Raw genomic sequence first — 17,590 nt, forward strand, 5'->3', positions numbered from 1 at the left:
GCTCAAGAAACAACTCCTTGCGCGTCTTTTTCTTCTTCGACGCAAAGCTCAGCGAGGCAAAACTTGTCTGTTTCATCGATCCGGCACCTAACACGATGGTTTCACGCTAGTTTATCTGATTTGGGGGGATTCAATCAGAGGTTCCTTAGGGAACCTCTGATTGAATCCTTCGTGGCCGAGACGGACTTTTGAGGGATGAGTCGCAAGGCGCGGCGCGAAACGAATGGTTATTCCATTCGTGAGCGGCGCAACACAGCGGGCTTACGCCAGCTCCGCGTAAAATCGCCCTCAAAAGCCCGTCCCATGCGGGTTGCCGCCCAAAAGCCGCAACACTTCGTTATCGGCCTTGGCATCGTAGCGTAAACTACGACCTGCGGCCTCTGCCTCGTTTTGCGGCTTTTGGATCAGCAACTCGGCTCACGAGGGATTCAATCAGAGGTTCCTTAGGGGGCGGCAAGCGCTCACAGGGCGCTTGGAGCGGTGCTGTTTTGCAATGACGAAAACAGAATCCAGACACTCACAGCCAGCCTATGGCATTGGATCAGTCTGCTCAGACACGTTTCGGGTCAAGCCTGTGATTCCAACTGCTCTAATAAACGAACCACTTCATCGGACAAGCGATCGAGCTGGGGCAACAACGCTTCTGCCTCGGCGTGCTTGCTGGCACGTTTGAGTTCAATAATGCGCTTGATGGTGGCGTGCAGATCGTTATGCGGTTTTTCCAGTGCGGTCATGGCGGGGATTTGGCCGAACTTTGCCAGCCCATCAGCGTAATACCACTTGCCCAGGTTGCATTGATGTGCGTCGGTTGCCGCAGCACCACTGATGATCGATTCATTGCCATCCAAATAGGAGCGAATCTTTGATTTCCAGGCAAGATGAGCTGCTTTCATCGCAGTTAAATTCACACCTTTTTGGATGTGAAAGGATTGGAGCAATGCTGCCAATTGCACAGAGATTTCGGCAGTCTGCACACCCAGACTTGCATTTTCATGACTCAAGGCCGTTGCCTGCTCGGTCTGGCGGCTGATCGTATGAATATTGCGGTTCATTTCCTCCGCGACCATGCTTTGCTCTTCCGTGGCGGTGGCGATCTGGGTGGACATGTCTCCAATCTGGGTAATTGCGCCGGCAATCTGTCCGAGGGCCATCTCCGTGGCGGCTGCCTGCTCTTTGACGGAATCCATCTGCTGATGTCCGGCATGGACCACATGAACGGTGGATTCAATCCCGCCACGCAGCTTCTCGATCATGTCGCGGATATCGATGGTGGATGCCTGCGTTTTCGCAGCCAATGCGCGCACTTCGTCGGCGACCACCGCAAAGCCACGCCCATGCTCACCGGCCCGGGCGGCTTCAATAGCGGCATTCAATGCCAACAGGTTGGTTTGATCGGCAATACCGCTGATGAGTTTCACGACATTTTCAATCGCGGTGCCTTGTTCCTTGAGTGCCTCAATGGATCGGGCCGCGTTATCCAGTTGACCGGCCAGGGCGGTGATGGCCTGGTGCGTGCGGTTGATCTGGCTCTGGCCCTCGTCGGCCTCCTGATGCGCCTGACTGACCGCTTCAGCCGTGTTGGCCGCATTGCGCGCCACGTCCTGCACGGTGGCCGTCATTTCATTCATGGCAGAGGCCACCATGTCGGTCTGTTCCGATTGCTTGGTGAGGCCATGCACGGACTGGCTGCTGCTGTCCGACAGGTTGCTGGCCACTACGGAAAGCTTGTCACCCGTTTCCATGAAAAGGCCAATCAGGGTAAGCAGCCGCGCTTGTAGCGCTCTGGTGGCTTCACTGATCTGACCAATCTCATTGCTGCCCGTTGAATCGATGTGCGAGCGCAGATTGCCTGTTGTCAATTCATGCAGAGTGGCATTGATTTTTTCGACGGGTTTTAAAATGGCGACAATCAAGCTGTACCAAGCCACAGGCAAAACGATATCAAAGATGCCGATGCTCCATTCGAACCAGGCAGGGTGAAAGCCCTTCAAACGAGCGATCAATGCACCGACTTGAATCAGCGTGAACACAATCACCACCCAGAACATCGTGCGGCGGATCGGCCAATCCTGCAGGCGCCGACGTGTCCTGGGCACCTTGACGCTCTGATCGCGATTCATCTTGGCATACAGCACCTCGGCAGCCTTGATTTCCTCCGCCGTCGGTTTGGTACGCACCGACTGATAGCCGATAATCCGCTCACCATCGAAAATCGGCGTGACATAGGCTTTGACCCAATAATAGTCACCATTCTTCGCCCTGTTCTTGACCAGGTGATTCCATGACTTTCCTGCTTTGATCGTATCCCACAGATCCTTGAACGCAGCTACCGGCATATCGGGGTGGCGCACAATGTTGTGACTGGCGCCCACCAACTCGGCTGCACTGAAGCCCGAAATTTTCACGAAATCATGGTTGGCGTAGGTGATCACCCCTTTCATATCGGTGGTGGTAACCAGATAGGTATCTTCTGGAAAGTCGATATTACGCTGGGTAACGGGCTGGTTATTCTTCATGTGACATCCTGATGATCGGAATTAAATTACGCTATTTTTGCGTAATTATCGGTCGCGAACTTGAAAACTTAATCCGCAGAGAGATTTATTTTGACAGGGCCCGGATATATTTAATCAGGGCGGTTTGAATGAAACCTCGGGAAATCAACATCGTTGCAGGGCGCAACGATGGAACACCATGCGTTTTCCCAAGAGCTGGATACAGGGATGCATCCGGCCGCAACGGACTTACGTCATTTCAATCGCTTAAGCGATTGCCTTGAGGGCCGCACCCGCCATGGCGGGCTTCAGTCACGGCTGGCCGAAGGGCAAGAAAAGAGGATACCCAGCACAGCATCTCATGCCTTCAAGGCTTTCGCGTGATAGGCCAAATGTTCACCAATGAAGCTGGCGATGAAATGATAGCTGTGGTCGTACCCTGGCTGCATACGCAGGGTGATGTTGCCGCCGCGCGCTGCATAGGCGGTCTGCAAGTCTTGAGGAAAGAGTTGCTCTGCCAGAAATTCATCATCCGTACCCTGGTCAATCAAAAGGGGTATGAGTGTGCTTCCAGACTTGACGAGTTCGGTTGCATCATAGGCTGTCCACGTTTGGCGGTCATCGCCGAGATAGGCGCCAAAGCAGCCCTCGCCCCAGGGCGCGATGCTTGGGTGGCAAATCGGGGCAAAGGCTGAAACAGAGCGATAAGCGCCTTTTTCTTTCAATGCGCAGATAAGCGCGCCATGGCCGCCCATCGAGTGTCCGCTGATGGACTTGATGCCCGGTAAAAGGGGAAAGTTGGCTTCGACCAGTGCAGGCAGTTCCGCGGTGACATAGTCATACATCTGATAATGCGTTGACCAAGGAGCCTGAGTAGCGTTGACGTAAAACCCGGCGCCTTTTCCAAGATCGTATCGATCCGGTTTATCGGGGACATCTTCACCTCGAGGACTGGTGTCGGGAAATACCAAGGCTATGCCAAGTTCGGCAGCGTAGCGTTGGGCGCCGGCCTTGGTGCGCGCGTTATCATCGGTACAGGTGAGCCCGGATAGCCAATACACGGTTGGCACTTTTTCTGTGGCTGCAGCAGGGGGCAGATAGACAGAAAAGGTCATGGTGCATTGACAGACCACCGATTCATGCTGGTAGCGATTTAACCAGCCGCCCGATTCCTTGATCCGTTCAATTAGTTTCATACCGTACTCACCCATCAAAAAATGATTACGGAGCGAATGCTTTCGCCACTATGCATCAAATCAAAGGCCCGGTTGATGTCCTCAAGCGGCATGGTGTGTGTCACCATCGAATCCAGCTCGATTTCGCCACTCATGTAGCGTTCCACGTAGCCGGGCAGCTCGGTTCGACCTTTGACACCACCGAAGGCGCTGCCTTTCCATGTTCGGCCCGTGACTAATTGAAACGGGCGGGTATGAATCTCCTGACCGGCACCGGCGACGCCAATGACCGTGGAAACGCCCCAGCCCATATGGGTGCATTCCAGCGCTTCGCGCATCACGTGAACATTGCCGATGCACTCGAATGAGTAATCCACGCCACCCTTGGTCATTTCGACGATGGCTTCGGTAACCGTGCCGCTAAGTTCCTTGGGATTGATGAAATCGGTGGCACCAAGCGCTTTGGCCATAGCCCATTTCGACGGGTTGATGTCTACGGCAATAATTCGTTTGGCTTTGGCCATGACAGCGCCCTGGATACAGGACAGACCAATGCCGCCCAAGCCAAATACCGCTACGGTCGAACCCGGCTCGACTTTAGCGGTGTTGAGCACGGCACCGATACCGGTGGTGACACCACAGCCCAGTAGGCAAACTTTGTCGAGTGGTGCGGCTTTGTTGATCTTGGCCAGGGCGATTTCTGGTACCACGGTGTATTCGGAAAATGTGGAGCAGCCCATGTAGTGATAAATGGGTTTGCCGTTCATTGAAAAGCGTCGCGTCTTGTCTGGCATAAAACCGGTCCAGACAGTCGAGGCGATCGATTGGCACAGATTCGTCTTGGTGGAGTGACAGTATTCGCACACCCCGCATTCAGGGATGTAAAGAGGGATCACGTGATCGCCAGGCTTCAGACCCGTTACTCCGGGGCCGCATTCTACAACCTCGCAACCGCCCTCGTGACCGAGTACAACCGGGAACACGCCTTCCGGATCATCCCCTGAGAGGGTAAAAGCATCGGTATGGCAAACACCAGAGGCAATGACTTTGAGCAGCACCTCGCCTTCTTTGGGGCCTTCGACATCAATCATCTCGATGGAAAGGGGGGAATTGGCCTTCCAAGCGACGGCGGCTTTGGATTTCATCTTTAAATTACCTATACCAAGCAGAGGGGGTTGTCACTATTCATTCGCATGCGAACAAATTGCCGCCTAAGCTTAATTGGCTTGTACTGATTATTCAATGACGATTAGTGGGCACCTCGAAAAACCGTCACGGGCTGACGCCAGCTCCGCGTAAACGAGCACGCGACGCCGCATGATCAGTGAAATCACGCTGCTCCGGCAAGGCACGTATATCTACTGCCAACACATCACCCGGAGGATCTGGAATCAGAGTACCGCTTGCACCGGCTGATACAAAAACTTCTGAAACCCACTGAACATCTGGCCGATTTCATCCGGCTTGCCGAGGTCGGCGATGGCATCGTTGATGGAGTCGTGGTATTTCAGACGCAGTAGCGGGGTGAGTTTGGTTTTGTCCAATTCCTCCACCCCGACGCTGACGTAATGCGAGAGCACGAAATCCAGAAACACTTGCTGCTTGCTGTTGAAGTGGCTGCTGATGAGCGCCATGGCCCGATCCGCGCGTTCTTCGCGGCTCAGCGGTGTTTGCGCGTAGGCCACATAAGCCAGCACATCGAACAGATCACTCTTTTGTGCATCGATAATCTGTTGCATTTCCCGCAGTTGATCCGTACCGAAGCCTCTTTCGGCCAAACCATCGAGCAAGCGTTTGCGGGTTTCGGGATCGCTCCACAGGGCGCGTAATTCGTCTTCGTCCTTGAAAAACTCCGGCAGGCGACCAAACAGCGATTCCATGAACTGCTGGGCCGACATCGGCGTGCCATCCGGGTGCCAGAAGCTCGTGCTCATCATGTGCTGGATGGTGCGGGCTTTGCCGTCCGAAAGCTGTACCTTCACCTTTGGTTTGCGCTCGTAAGACGAACCGGGTTCACGCACGCCATCGGGCGGGGTTGGTTCGCCCGGTGGTTTGGGTGGGCGGGGTTCGGTCGGTTCCGGTTCCAGCGGCTCGCCGTCCCATTCGGGGTCATTGAAGTGATGGTGCGCTTTGACGAAATCATAAATGGTGAAGTAATCCTTGCCGTCATACAGCCGCGTACCGCGCCCGATAATCTGTTTGAACTCGATCATTGAGTTGACGGGGCGCATCAGCACGATATTGCGCACATTGCGGGCATCCACACCTGTCGAGAGCTTTTGCGATGTCGTCAGGATCGTCGGAATGGATTTCTCGTTGTCCTGAAAATCACGCAGATATTGCTCACCCAAAGCGCCATCATTGGCGGTCACGCGTTGGCAGTAATCGGGGTCGCTGCTGGTTTTGATCTGGTTGATCAGGTCACGCACGGCCAGGGCGTGTTCCTGGGTGGCACAGAACACGATGGTTTTTTCACGCTGGTCGATTTGCGCCATGAAGATCTCAACCCGCTTTTTCTCGCGTTCCTTGATCTCAATGATCTTGTTGAAGTCGGCCTCTTCGTAGCGCTTGCCCGCTTCAATCTCGCCTTCCACCAGCGTGTCATCGGGCGTGTACACGTACTCATCGAGCGTGGTGGCGATCTGCTTCACCCGAAATGGGGTCAAAAAGCCATCGTTGATGCCGTCCTTCAATGAATACACAAACACCGGCTCACCGAAGTATTTGTAGGTATCCACGTTGTCCTTTCGCTTGGGCGTAGCGGTCAGGCCAAGCTGCACGGCAGGCGCGAAATATTCCAGAATGCCGCGCCAGTTGCTTTCATCATTCGCGCCACCGCGATGGCACTCGTCGATAATGATGCAATCGAAAAAATCCGGCGGGTAATCGCCAAAGTATGGTGCAGGCTTTCCTTCGGCATCCTGCCCGCTCATGAATGTCTGGAAAATCGTGAAAAACAGACTGCCGTTTTTCGGCACCCTTCCCTGCTTGCGAATATCGGCAGGGTCAATCCGCACCAACGCATCTTCCGGAAAAGCCGAAAAGGCATTGAACGCCTGATTGGCGAGAATGTTGCGATCAGCCAGGAACAGAATGCGTGGGCGGCGGCTCGGCTCCGCTTCACGCTGCCAATCACGCAGATTCCAACGGCTATGAAACAGCTTCCATGCCAGTTGAAAGGCAATAAAGGTTTTGCCTGTGCCGGTTGCCAAGGTGAGCAAAATGCGCGATTGATGATTGGCGATGGCCGACAGCACGCGCTCGATGGCGATGTCTTGATAATACCGGCTTTGGAAATAGCCGCCCCGATCCTCGAACGGCACCGCCGCGAAGCGATCACGCCAAGCATTTTGGGTGGCAAAAGTCCGCGCCCATAACTCATCAGGGGATGGAAAATTTGCGAGCTCGGCTTCGGCACCGGATTTCATATCGACGCCATAAATGCCCTGACCATTGGTCGAATACGCAAAACGGATGGCAAGTTTGCCGGAGTAATCCTTGGCTTGGCCCACGCCCTCGGTCAGTGGTTTATTCCACGCCTTGGCCTCGACCACGGCTAACTTGGTATTGCGGTATTCCAGCACATAATCGGCCGTCAACGCCTTGCCGCGTTTACCCGCGCCTTCGATGCGCCCCAAGGTAATCGGATATTCCCGCCGAACGCGCGAACCGGCCACTACACCCCATCCGGCAGCAGCCAAGGCAGGGTCTATATGTTCGGCGCGGGTTTCGGCTTCGTTCACCGGATCAGCCTCCTTGCATGCAGATTCGGTGTTAGCGGGGCGTTAGATCACGCCCAGAGGGGGTTTGCTTTGATCAGCTTGCGCCTGAACCTTGCGGTGGGCAGCTTCTTTGATAACCTGTTGCTGGCGTTCGGTGGCTTCTTTGAGCACACCGGCATAAACACGCTTCTTCTGCTCGGAAGAAGCATTACGAATAAAGTCCGAAAATGGCGTTGACTCTACCGGGTGCGATTTTTTCAGGAAACTCAGCATAGTATTCAGCTCTTATCTAGCACTTGGAGATGCCTAAAAGGCGCTCAAGGGAGGAAACATCGTATTTTTCGGGAATATGGTTGTCAACGTTATCCACATTGTCTTTGTAGACGCGCGTCGATCCATCAATGTTCTTGAACAATAGGTCAACTCGAATTTTTTTACCATAAATTTGTTTGAGATGATTAACCACTTGCCGGGAAGAAAAATACTGCTCAATAAAAGTCTCTGGCAAAATGCGTCGGCCTTCCATCGCTTCTCGTGCCTGCACAAACACCCATGCTTGGGCGGGATCTTGATACACATACAGAATCTGTACGAGACGAAGTTTACCCAAGGCCCTCTGAATGTTTTTATCCGCCACCTTGAAGCTCGATAGCGTGCCATCCAGAAGGAAGCTCTGCTCTTTTTTGAACGCCTCATCAAGAATACGATCCACCACGCGAGCCACCGCTTTCTGAAATAACCAAGCATTACCGCCGGTGTAGGCGGGAAACTCGTGGCGCAGTTCATCGGGATCAATGCGTAGAATCTTGAAACCATCATTGGCTTCGAAGGCGCTAAGTAGTGCTTGTGATGTTTCTGTTTTGCCCGCCCCCGGCGAACCAGCCATAAACACCGATACGGGATTGGCCTCGGGGGGATGTAAATCAAGATCGGTCAGTTTTTTTGCAATCTCCGCACGATGCTGCTTGGCATAAGCAATGGCCTCATTTTCAATTCGCTGCTCTTCGTCTGAATTGACCATGTCCGCCCCTATAATTGTCCACTGAAAGCTTGGTGCAGCAGGGATTTTTTCAGCTCGTCGAGGGCAGCGAGTTTTTGTTGGTAGAGGGATTCGAGGCGTTGGGTTTTGCCCGCCAAGCCTTCTAGCTGCCGGACAATTTTTTTCTGATTTTCTTGAGATTCAGGGAATGAAATCTTAAGCGGAGCAATGTCGTAGTTATTGATTTGTGGAATTGATGAGCCGCTTCCAATCAGCCGCATATCAATATTCAAGAAATAGAAATAAAGCAAACCTGGGTGCATGTTGCTTGGCGGTATGACTCCCATGATGTTTAAGTCTGCGCAGATAGGCAGAGCAGTCAATCTCTTCTTGTTTGTCAGAATTGCTCCGCCCCGTTTCGGGAATATAGTCGTGCCCGTTGGGAAAACTGCATTCTTGCCTATGTCGGCCATATTCAAATATCGTGACGAAGCAACGATTTCGGTATCGTTCCCGGTATACGTCATGTCGGACACTTTTACATAGGGTATTTCACCCTCTGACTTTTCAAGTGACACGCAGAGCGACGTTCCGCTTCTCAGTGTGCAAATATCCCCGATGCTTGCCTCGACCCACCCCTCACCCCGCTGCGTGAACACGGATTGCAGGTGGCTTTCAAACAAGGCGCGGGCGTTCTGGCGGTTCAGTTCGGCATTGGCGCGGGCTTTGGCGATGCCGTCGAAGGCTTCGTCGAGGATGGCGACAATGCGGCGTTGTTCGGCTTTGCCGGGATACTTAATCTCCAATTCTTTGAGCAGCTTGTAATGCCGCGCATACCCAAGTGAATCAAGTTTGGCAGTCTGCAACTGGTAATAGAAGAACTTTGGAACCAGAAATTCTCTCGGCAGCAACAACTTGACGCCGTCCGCGCCAAGGACAAAGTCAAAGTCGATGTACTTTAGAACCTTGGTGTGATCCCCAAAGATTACTAGCGGAGTTTCAACCCGGAACACATCATCCGCGCCGTCCCAATAGCCGTTGATGAAGGCGTCCTCTTGCGACACCACCGGGAATGCCCCTGCATCCAAAAATTCCTTGCGCTGAATTTTGGTCGTATAGGTGACCTTTTCAATACAGTCCTCGAAAGACCTCGTGTGCCACCCAGCCTTCATAACAACGCCCGAATCTTCGCCAGCACTTCCGCACTTTCCGCATCCAGCGCGGCAATTTCGTCCATGATGTCCTGCGGGCTGCGGTGGATAATTTCTTCATGGCCATTCGGGTTCTTGACCGAAAGATCATACGAGGCGTTGTCGAGAGTCGTGGCATCCACGCGCCAGCTCTTGGGCGAATCGGCAAAGGTTTTTTGCAGTTCGATAAATTCAGCCAAATCGGCATCGTTGAGCGGGTTGGTTTTACCCATGTTGCGGCCGGGGTCGAGCTGGTAGTACCAAACTTTGCGGGTCGGCGCGCCTTTCTCGAAAAACAGCACCACGGTTTTAACGCCTGCGCCCAAAAACGTGCCGCCGGGCATATCGAGCACGGTGTGCAGGTTGCAGGATTCGAGCAGCAGTTTGCGCAAGGAAACCGAGGCGTTGTCGGTGTTGCTCAAAAAGGTGTTTTTAATCACCACCGCCGCGCGGCCACCAGCCTTGAGCAGCTTGATAAAGTGTTGCAGGAACAAAAAGGCGGTTTCGCCGGTACGGATGGGGAAGTTTTGTTGCACTTCCTTGCGCTCTTTGCCGCCAAAGGGCGGGTTGGCGAGGATGACATCGAAGCGGTCTTTGTCCTGCACGTCGGCGAGGTTTTCGGCCAGGGTGTTGGTGTGCACGATGTTCGGCGCTTCGATGCCATGCAGGATCATGTTCATGATGGCAATCACATAGGCCAGCGATTTCTTTTCCTTGCCGTAAAAAGTGCGCTCTTGCAGGGTTTTGATGTCGGCAGTCGTGAGGTTCGGCTGGCTTTTGAGGTAGTCGAAGGCTTCACACAAAAAGCCTGCACTGCCCACGGCGCCATCGTAAATGCGCTCGCCGATTTGCGGGGCGACCACGCGCACCATGGCGCGGATCAACGGGCGCGGGGTGTAATATTCGCCGCCGTTGCGCCCGGCATTGCCCATGTTTTTGATTTTGGCTTCGTAGAGGTGTGAGAGTTCGTGCTTTTCGATTTGTGAGCCGAAGCGCAGTTCGTCGATATGGTCGATGATTTCCCGCAGGTTGTAGCCGCTGTGAATCTTGTTTTTGATTTCGCCGAAGATCTCGCCGATTTTGTATTCGAGGGTATTCGGCCCCGCCGCGCGTTGCTTGAAGCCTTGCAGGTAGGGGAACAGTTTGCGATCCACAAAATCACGCAGGTCATCGCCCGTCATCGCGGCATTGTGGTCAACCACGCCGTTGGCATCTTTCGGCGCGGCCCAGGCATCCCATCGGTAAGCTTCATCCAGTATCGGGGTGTAGGTTTTGCCTTCAAGCTGGGCTTCAATCGCCTTATCCCGTTCAAGGCTATCGAGATATTTCAGGAACAATAACCACGAGGTTTGCTCGGTGTAATCGAGCTCGGTAGTACAACCGGCTTCTTTCCAGAGCACGTTGTCGATATTGCGAAAGGCTTGTTCAAACATGGCTTATGGGTTTTGTGTGGCGAAAACAGCTTGCATGATAGCCCAAGGGCTGGAAAACCTGTCCTCACCCACTCAATAGCGTGAATGAAACAGCAATTTCTGCCGGTTGGGCGAATGTTTCCTAAGAAAAGGCAAATGGGTACGCGACTGGGTACGCGAAAGCTAAAAAACAAAAAACCGCCTTTCGGCGGTTAATGAAAATTTTAGATTTAATTGGTCGGGATGAGAGGATTTGAACCTCCTACCACCTACACCCCATACAGGGGATTGGTGATTTCATACAATCCAATAGCGTCTCTTTGATTTTATAACACTTTGTAATTAAAGCGTTTGTAATATCACAAGGTCTCACTTAGAATCTCTCTGTCGCACGCCAAGTGTAACTCAAAGTGTAACTCATGCTATGAGACAAATCATGATCAAGGGGTGACCATGCTGAACGTAAAACAGATCGAAAACGCAAAGCACACTTGCAAAGGAGCATTCACCACCCTGTCGGATGGCAAGGGCTTAGAATTGCGAGTCAAAGCAAATGGAAACAAAGTTTGGTATCTGCGTTATCAACTGAACGGGAAACGTCGAGTGCCCAGCATCGGGGACTACCCTGCCCTATCACTGAAGGATGCCCGTGAAAAGGCGGAAGATATGCGCCGACTATTGCGCTCGGGAATTGATCCTGTCGAGCAGGCAAAAGTCGATGCTGAATCACGACAGAAAGAAGAAGAAAAACGCCAAGCTCAAGATTTAACCCAACAGCGAGAAATGGATAATCGGCGCACACTTTCCTCAGCGATTAATCGTTGGGCGGAATTGGAATTATCCAAGCGCAAGGATAAGGGAGCCGAACCCATGCGCGCCATTCGCAAGGACATATTAACTACGCTAGGGAATCGTGATTTGTTGACAATTACACGGGGCGACATCCTCGACGCACTCGACACAGTGATCAATCGTGGCGCGCGGCGCATGGCGAATCGAACGTTCAGCGATATGAAGCAATTTTTTCGTTGGGCGGTTGAGCGCGAATGGATTGCCGTGAATCCCTTACATGGAATCAGCAAAGATCGTGTAGGAGGCTCGGAAAGTGACCGAGACCGTTATTTAACCAATGCCGAAATCATCGAGTTACGTGACAAACTGCCTTCAGCAAATTTAGAGCCCCAAGTTGAGGCGATTATCTGGATTATGCTCTCAACCATGTGCAGGGTGGGTGAAGTGATTCAGGCGCGATGGGCACACATTGATCTGCAGTCCGGTGAGTGGATCATTCCAGCCAGTTCAGCTAAAAACAATCAAGCGCACCTTGTCTACCTGTCCGACTTTGCTCGTCAACAGTTTATGATCTTGCGTGAACTGAGCGGTTGGAGCGGGTGGGTCATGCCCTCGCCAAAATTTGCAGATAAACATGTCTGTTTAAAATCCATCACTCGTCAGGTACGTGACCGACAACGAGACACACCGCTGAGCCACCGCAGCAAAGCGACAGGCACATTGGTACTAAGCGGGGGAACTTGGAGACCCCATGATCTCCGGCGCACTGGCGCGACCATCATGGCCGAGCTTGGCATCCTTTCTGAAATCATTGAGCGGTGCCTAAACCATGAAGAACCCAATCGCATGAAACGGGTATATCAGCGACACGAATACAGAACTGAGCGGCGCGAAGCATGGCATCGACTGGGTGAACGATTGGAAGAAATCATCACTGGAAAAGCGCGGAAAATAATCAATATTCTGGAGGCTGTCAGATAATCCAACCCCCAAAGATGAGCACCTATTTAGCAAAACCTACCGGTATTGACCTCAGCCACTTATGAAACGGTTTGTAGAGCAGCATCGGGACATATTCCTGTATCGAATCTCGTGTCTCACACTTTACCTGCTTGCCCGAGAGGTTTTCAGTTTTTTCTACAACTTCAACACTGGAATTAAGGTACGCGTCTAAGAAGCGCCCCATCTGAGCAGCGGCACCTTGAATGACTTGTTCTGCAATTTAAGCCATTATGGCTTTTCTCCCCCTATCCTGAATCTGGTTGCTTACTGACCAAAGGTGGTTATCGTTTTGCACCGTATCACCGCACGATTATAGTTTAATGGACTCATTCTAGAGCACACGATAAACTTTCCGCAGTAGCCCGCACCAACCTTCGCTAACCCGAATGAGCACCCACAGGATGTCGAACGAGCAGCTTGCAGAACTCACCCAGCCACAGCGCGACCGCCTAGCGTTCGTGGAGTTGCGCGTGAGATTCATCGGGGAGATACGCCGTCAGGACTTGGTCACGCGGTTTGGCATCCAATCCGCTGCCGCATCCAGGGATCTGGCGCTGTACAAGGAGTTGGCCCCCGGCAACATTGACTACGACTCCAAGGCCAAGACCTACGTCATAGGTCCGGACTTTCGACCAGTCTTCGACTTCCCACCGGAGCGGGTGCTGTCGTGGCTGACCCAGGGCTTTGGCGATGGTGAGCCGATGCGGCTCAAGGCTTGGGTGGCCAGCGAGAGTCCGTCACGGCTCACGCATCCTGATCTGGATGTGCTGGCGAGCGTGACCCGGGCAATCCACCAGGAATGTCCGCTCGGCATCGAGTACCACTCCATCTCCAGTGGCCGCACGCAGCGGGAGATCGTCCCGTTCGCGCTGATCGACAACGGTCTCCGTTGGCACGTCCGCGCCTTCGACCGGAAGTCCCAAGAGTTTCGGGATTTCGTCATCACCCGTATCAAGCGCCCGGTCCTTATGAGGGATGCAGATGTGCAGCCCCATGAGCGCAGTGATCAGGACATCCAATGGACCCGGATCGTGGAGTTGGAGATAGTGCCGCACCCGGACCAGCCCCGCTCTGAAATTACGGAGATGGATTACGGCATGGTTCGCGGTGCACTGCGGATAAAGCTGCGTGCTGCCACCGCCGGATACATCTTGCGACAGTGGAGTGTGGACTGCTCTCCGGACCACAGTCTGCGCGGTTATGAATTCAGGCTCTGGATGAAAGATCACCTGGCGCTGTACGGCGTCAAAAACGCTGTGTTGGCACCGGGGTACCGCTCGCCCGACCAAAACAAGGGAGAGCAATAACGTGGCCTACGACCCAAAACGCGCGCTGGAGCTTCTCCGCATCGGCTCCGGACGCGCCGATGCCACTTTCCGCGACGGCCAAGAAGATGCCATTCGTCACATCGTCGACGGCAAAGGCCGCTTGCTGGTCGTGCAGAAGACTGGGTGGGGTAAGAGCTTTGTCTACTTCATCGCGACCAAGTTGCTGCGGGAAACTGGAGCCGGCCCTGCATTATTGATCTCGCCGCTGCTGGCGCTGATGCGAAACCAGATCGCAGCGGCAGAGCGGATGGGGGTTCGCGCCGCCACCATCAACTCCGATAACCAGGATGAATGGAAATCGGTTGAAGCCAAGCTCCGTCGAAACGAAGTGGACATTCTGCTGATAGCACCAGAAAAACTGGGTAACGACTGGTTTAACACAGAGGTTCTGGCTGGTATCGCAGGCCAGATTTCGCTGATGGTTATCGATGAGGCCCATTGCATTTCCGATTGGGGGCACGACTTCCGTCCTCACTACCGACTGCTGGAACGTATCGCCAGAACGCTTCCAGCCAATCTGCGCCTGCTGGCCACAACGGCAACAGCAAACGATCGGGTTATGGAGGACCTTGTGGCTGTGCTCGGCCCCAATATGAATGTGCTGCGTGGTGACCTGAATCGAGGTTCTCTGACGCTGCAAACGATGCGTTTACCCAGTCAGGCTGTCCGTCTGGCATGGATCGCGCAGCAACTCAGTTCACTTCCAGGGCACGGCATCATTTACACACTCACTATCCGAGATGCCAATCAACTGGCGGATTGGCTCAAGGTCCGGGGCTTTGCTGTAGAGGCCTATACAGGTAAGACAGGTGACCGGCGTGAGGAGCTAGAGCAGGCTCTGCAGGAGAACAAGGTTAAGGCACTTGTAGCGACCACCGCATTGGGTATGGGCTACGACAAGCCGGACCTGGCATTCGTTATCCATTTTCAGATGCCCGGCTCAGTTGTCGCCTATTACCAGCAAGTAGGGCGCGCAGGAAGAGCGCTGGAATCTGCATATGGCGTGCTCTTGAGCGGAGATGAAGAAGAAGGAATTACCGACTGGTTTATCCGTAGCGCGTTCCCAACTCGCCAAGAGGTAGACGATGTCCTGGGAGCTCTTAATGAGGCACCGGAAGGACTTTCAATACCTGACCTCATGACCTGCGTGAACATGAGCAAAGGCCGCATCGAGAAGACTATCACGGCACTCTCTCTCGAATCTCCAGCGCCGATCGCCAAGCAAGGTACGAAGTGGCAGCTTACTGCAGCCAAGCTAGGAGACGGATTCTGGGCGCGAGCAGACCGGCTCACCAAATTGAGGCGTGCCGAACTCCAGCAAATGCAGGAATACGTCTCTCTGCCTTTCGGGCAGCACATGGGCTTTCTGATTGATGCGCTTGATGGCGATTCAAGCACTGTCAGCCCACCGTCGTTGCCGCCACTTTCAGAAGACGTAGATCAGTTGCTGGTTCGGGAAGCCGAGGAATTTCTTTGTCGCACAAGTCTGCCCATCGAACCTCGCAAAAAATGGCCCGTGGGGGGAATGCCGCAGTACGGAATTCACACCGCATCCACCATTCCCTATCAAGCGCAGCAAGGCAAGGCCCTCTGCGTCTGGGGCGATGCCGGTTGGGGTGGCTTGGTTCGACAGGGCAAATACCACGACGGCCACTTTTCCGATGACCTCGTTGCTGCGTGCGTGAAGATGATTCAGGAGTGGAATCCGCAACCGGGCCCGACCTGGGTGACCTGCGTTCCTTCGCTCCGGCATCCCGAATTGGTGCCGAATTTCGCGCAACGCTTGGCTGCTGCGCTGGGTCTGCCATTTCATATGGTCATCGCAAAAACAGACGCAAGGCCCGAACAGAAAACGATGGCAAACAGTACGCAACAGGCGCGCAACATTGATGGTTCGCTCGCACTCAACGGCCAGCCCATTCCTCCCGGCCCGGTCCTCCTGGTTGATGACATGGTCGACTCGCGCTGGACGCTGACGGTGTCTGCATGGCTGCTGCGCAAAAGCGGTAGCGGTGCGGTTTGGCCGATGGCCCTTTCACAGACGGGGCACGACGAATGACGCCAGTCCTTTCACCCAACACCCAGGCGATCCTGCTGCTGACTGCGCCGCTCATTGCCGGACGAGGCACTGCGTCATCGGATCTGCTCTCGCCTGGTGAATACAAACGTCTCGCGCGTCATTTGCGCGAGATCCAGCGTCAGCCTGCGGATCTCCTATCGCCGGATGCAGCTGAGATCCTGCGTGCGTGCCAACCGGTGATTGACGCGAGCCGCCTGCAGAAATTGCTGGGGCGCGGATTCCTGCTGAGCCAAGTGATCGAGCGCTGGCAGGCACGTGCCATCTGGGTAGTTAGCCGTGCCGATGCAGAGTACCCGCGCCGCCTGAAGGCCCGCCTGCGCGAAGACGCCCCGGCAGTGCTCTACGGCTGTGGCGACATGGCTTTGCTCGAAACCGGCGGACTTGCCGTTGTTGGATCGCGCCATGTCGACGACGCCCTCATCGACTACACAGTGGCAGTTGGCCGGCTCGCTGCTCGGGCAGGGAGAACGCTTGTCTCCGGTGGCGCCAAGGGCATAGATCAGGCCGCTATGCGTGGCGCACTCGAGGGTGGTGGAAAAGTTTGTGGTGTGCTGGCGGACAGTCTGGAAAAGACCACCATGAACCGCGAGCACCGCAACCTGCTGCTCGATGGGCAGTTGGTGCTGATTTCGCCCTACGACCCGAGTGCCGGGTTCAATGTTGGCAACGCCATGCAGCGGAACAAGCTGATTTATGCATTGGCAGACACCTCACTGGTGGTCAGTTCCGACCTCAACAAAGGTGGTACCTGGGCAGGCGCTGTCGAGCAGCTCGACAAACTTAAGTTCGTTCCGGTCTTCATTCGATCGACGGGCGAGTCTTCAGCCGGATTGGATGGTTTGCGAAAGAAGGGCGCACTTGCCTGGCCGAACCCGCAAGACGTGGATTCGTTCGAGGACGTGTTCAACATGGCGATGCCAACGCCGACAGCATCCCCACAGATTGGTTTTGCGCTGTTTTCAAACGAAGAACCAACGTCGGCTGACGCCAAGCCAACGGCGTCCGTGCCACCCTACACCGCGCCATTGCCTCAGGCCGAGAGTCAGCCATCCTCACCAGTCGACGTTGTTTCCGATGCGCAGCCACCGGCTACGGCATTGGTAGAACCCCCGTCCGTCACACCAGAGGCCGTAGCGCCGATAGGTGAGGCCAAGGAACCTTCGCAGCCGGAATCGACCCCGGCAGAAGTGCTCTTCGCTGCCGTACGAAAAGCGATTCAGCAACTCTTGAGTACGCCGATGAAAGAAGCCGAAGTGGCGGCCGCGCTGGATGTGTCAAACCGGCAGGCCAAGGCATGGTTGCAGCGTCTGGTTGACGAAGGTGTGTTGGAAAAGCAGAAGAAGCCTGCGAGCTACATCGTCAAGCAAAAGCGGCTGTTCGAGTAACCGATGAAAACCAAACAAGAAAACAAGCCG

The 17,590-nt window shown here is 54.2% G+C and carries 13 protein-coding genes; 4 read left to right on the forward strand and 9 right to left on the reverse strand.

What is annotated here, in order from left to right; translation table 11 throughout:
• Positions 1–288: 288 nt before the first annotated feature.
• The 9 genes from PHD44_RS03360 to PHD44_RS03400 form a co-directional block, all read right to left on the reverse strand.
• Entirely contained in the window at positions 289–411 is a 123-nt protein-coding gene (locus tag PHD44_RS03360; protein WP_300186763.1) for a hypothetical protein, read from the reverse strand.
• A 155-nt stretch (positions 412–566) separates the two neighbouring features.
• Positions 567–2,516 carry a methyl-accepting chemotaxis protein gene (locus PHD44_RS03365; RefSeq protein ID WP_300188053.1) on the reverse strand — a complete coding sequence of 650 codons (1,950 nt, stop codon included), beginning with the start codon at positions 2,514–2,516 and terminating at the stop codon, positions 567–569.
• A gap of 338 nt (positions 2,517–2,854) precedes the next feature.
• Positions 2,855–3,691: an S-formylglutathione hydrolase gene (gene fghA / locus PHD44_RS03370; protein ID WP_300188055.1), complete on the reverse strand. Its 837-nt coding sequence runs from the start codon at positions 3,689–3,691 to the stop codon at positions 2,855–2,857.
• A gap of 14 nt (positions 3,692–3,705) precedes the next feature.
• Entirely contained in the window at positions 3,706–4,815 is a 1,110-nt protein-coding gene (locus PHD44_RS03375) for an S-(hydroxymethyl)glutathione dehydrogenase/class III alcohol dehydrogenase (RefSeq protein WP_300188057.1), read from the reverse strand.
• A 246-nt stretch (positions 4,816–5,061) separates the two neighbouring features.
• Complete coding sequence (hsdR, locus tag PHD44_RS03380) at positions 5,062–7,413, reverse strand: EcoAI/FtnUII family type I restriction enzme subunit R (protein WP_300188059.1); 2,352 nt, start codon at positions 7,411–7,413, stop codon at positions 5,062–5,064.
• A gap of 42 nt (positions 7,414–7,455) precedes the next feature.
• The gene (locus tag PHD44_RS03385) at positions 7,456–7,665 is read right to left on the reverse strand and encodes a hypothetical protein (protein WP_290682236.1); all 210 of its coding nucleotides are present in this window, start codon (positions 7,663–7,665) and stop codon (positions 7,456–7,458) included.
• A gap of 16 nt (positions 7,666–7,681) precedes the next feature.
• On the reverse strand, positions 7,682–8,413 hold the full coding sequence (locus tag PHD44_RS03390; protein ID WP_300188061.1) for a zeta toxin family protein: 732 nt from the start codon (positions 8,411–8,413) through the stop codon (positions 7,682–7,684).
• An 8-nt stretch (positions 8,414–8,421) separates the two neighbouring features.
• Positions 8,422–9,543: a restriction endonuclease subunit S gene (locus PHD44_RS03395; RefSeq protein ID WP_300188062.1), complete on the reverse strand. Its 1,122-nt coding sequence runs from the start codon at positions 9,541–9,543 to the stop codon at positions 8,422–8,424.
• The gene (locus tag PHD44_RS03400) at positions 9,540–10,994 is read right to left on the reverse strand and encodes an N-6 DNA methylase (protein ID WP_300188064.1); all 1,455 of its coding nucleotides are present in this window, start codon (positions 10,992–10,994) and stop codon (positions 9,540–9,542) included. The genes PHD44_RS03395 and PHD44_RS03400 overlap by 4 nt, the downstream gene beginning before the upstream one ends.
• Before the next feature lie 432 nt (positions 10,995–11,426).
• On the opposite strand from PHD44_RS03400, the gene PHD44_RS03405 reads away from it, so the two are divergent.
• From PHD44_RS03405 to PHD44_RS03420, 4 genes are all read left to right on the forward strand, one after another.
• Entirely contained in the window at positions 11,427–12,746 is a 1,320-nt protein-coding gene (locus PHD44_RS03405; RefSeq protein WP_300188066.1) for a site-specific integrase, read from the forward strand.
• A 422-nt stretch (positions 12,747–13,168) separates the two neighbouring features.
• Positions 13,169–14,074 carry a YafY family protein gene (locus tag PHD44_RS03410; RefSeq protein WP_300188067.1) on the forward strand — a complete coding sequence of 302 codons (906 nt, stop codon included), beginning with the start codon at positions 13,169–13,171 and terminating at the stop codon, positions 14,072–14,074.
• Position 14,075: 1 nt separating this feature from the next.
• The gene (locus PHD44_RS03415; RefSeq protein ID WP_300188069.1) at positions 14,076–16,154 is read left to right on the forward strand and encodes a RecQ family ATP-dependent DNA helicase; all 2,079 of its coding nucleotides are present in this window, start codon (positions 14,076–14,078) and stop codon (positions 16,152–16,154) included.
• Positions 16,151–17,560 (forward strand): DNA-processing protein DprA, encoded by a 1,410-nt coding sequence (locus tag PHD44_RS03420; RefSeq protein WP_300188071.1) that lies wholly within the window; start codon positions 16,151–16,153, stop codon positions 17,558–17,560. The genes PHD44_RS03415 and PHD44_RS03420 overlap by 4 nt, the downstream gene beginning before the upstream one ends.
• Positions 17,561–17,590 lie beyond the last annotated feature (30 nt).

This window comes from Halothiobacillus sp., assembly GCF_028710545.1.
GTDB lineage: Bacteria > Pseudomonadota > Gammaproteobacteria > Halothiobacillales > Halothiobacillaceae > Halothiobacillus.

Excerpts from the sequence above, each read along its gene's own strand:
- PHD44_RS03365 (WP_300188053.1), bottom strand. The coding sequence starts at position 2,516 with ATGAAGAATAACCAGCCCGTTACCCAGCGTAATATCGACTTTCCAGAA.
- fghA (WP_300188055.1), bottom strand. The coding sequence starts at position 3,691 with ATGAAACTAATTGAACGGATCAAGGAATCGGGCGGCTGGTTAAATCGC.
- PHD44_RS03375 (WP_300188057.1), bottom strand. The coding sequence starts at position 4,815 with ATGAAATCCAAAGCCGCCGTCGCTTGGAAGGCCAATTCCCCCCTTTCC.
- PHD44_RS03385 (WP_290682236.1), bottom strand. The coding sequence starts at position 7,665 with ATGCTGAGTTTCCTGAAAAAATCGCACCCGGTAGAGTCAACGCCATTT.
- PHD44_RS03390 (WP_300188061.1), bottom strand. The coding sequence starts at position 8,413 with ATGGTCAATTCAGACGAAGAGCAGCGAATTGAAAATGAGGCCATTGCT.
- PHD44_RS03395 (WP_300188062.1), bottom strand. The coding sequence starts at position 9,543 with ATGAAGGCTGGGTGGCACACGAGGTCTTTCGAGGACTGTATTGAAAAG.
- PHD44_RS03400 (WP_300188064.1), bottom strand. The coding sequence starts at position 10,994 with ATGTTTGAACAAGCCTTTCGCAATATCGACAACGTGCTCTGGAAAGAA.
- PHD44_RS03405 (WP_300188066.1), top strand. The coding sequence starts at position 11,427 with ATGCTGAACGTAAAACAGATCGAAAACGCAAAGCACACTTGCAAAGGA.
- PHD44_RS03410 (WP_300188067.1), top strand. The coding sequence starts at position 13,169 with ATGTCGAACGAGCAGCTTGCAGAACTCACCCAGCCACAGCGCGACCGC.
- PHD44_RS03420 (WP_300188071.1), top strand. The coding sequence starts at position 16,151 with ATGACGCCAGTCCTTTCACCCAACACCCAGGCGATCCTGCTGCTGACT.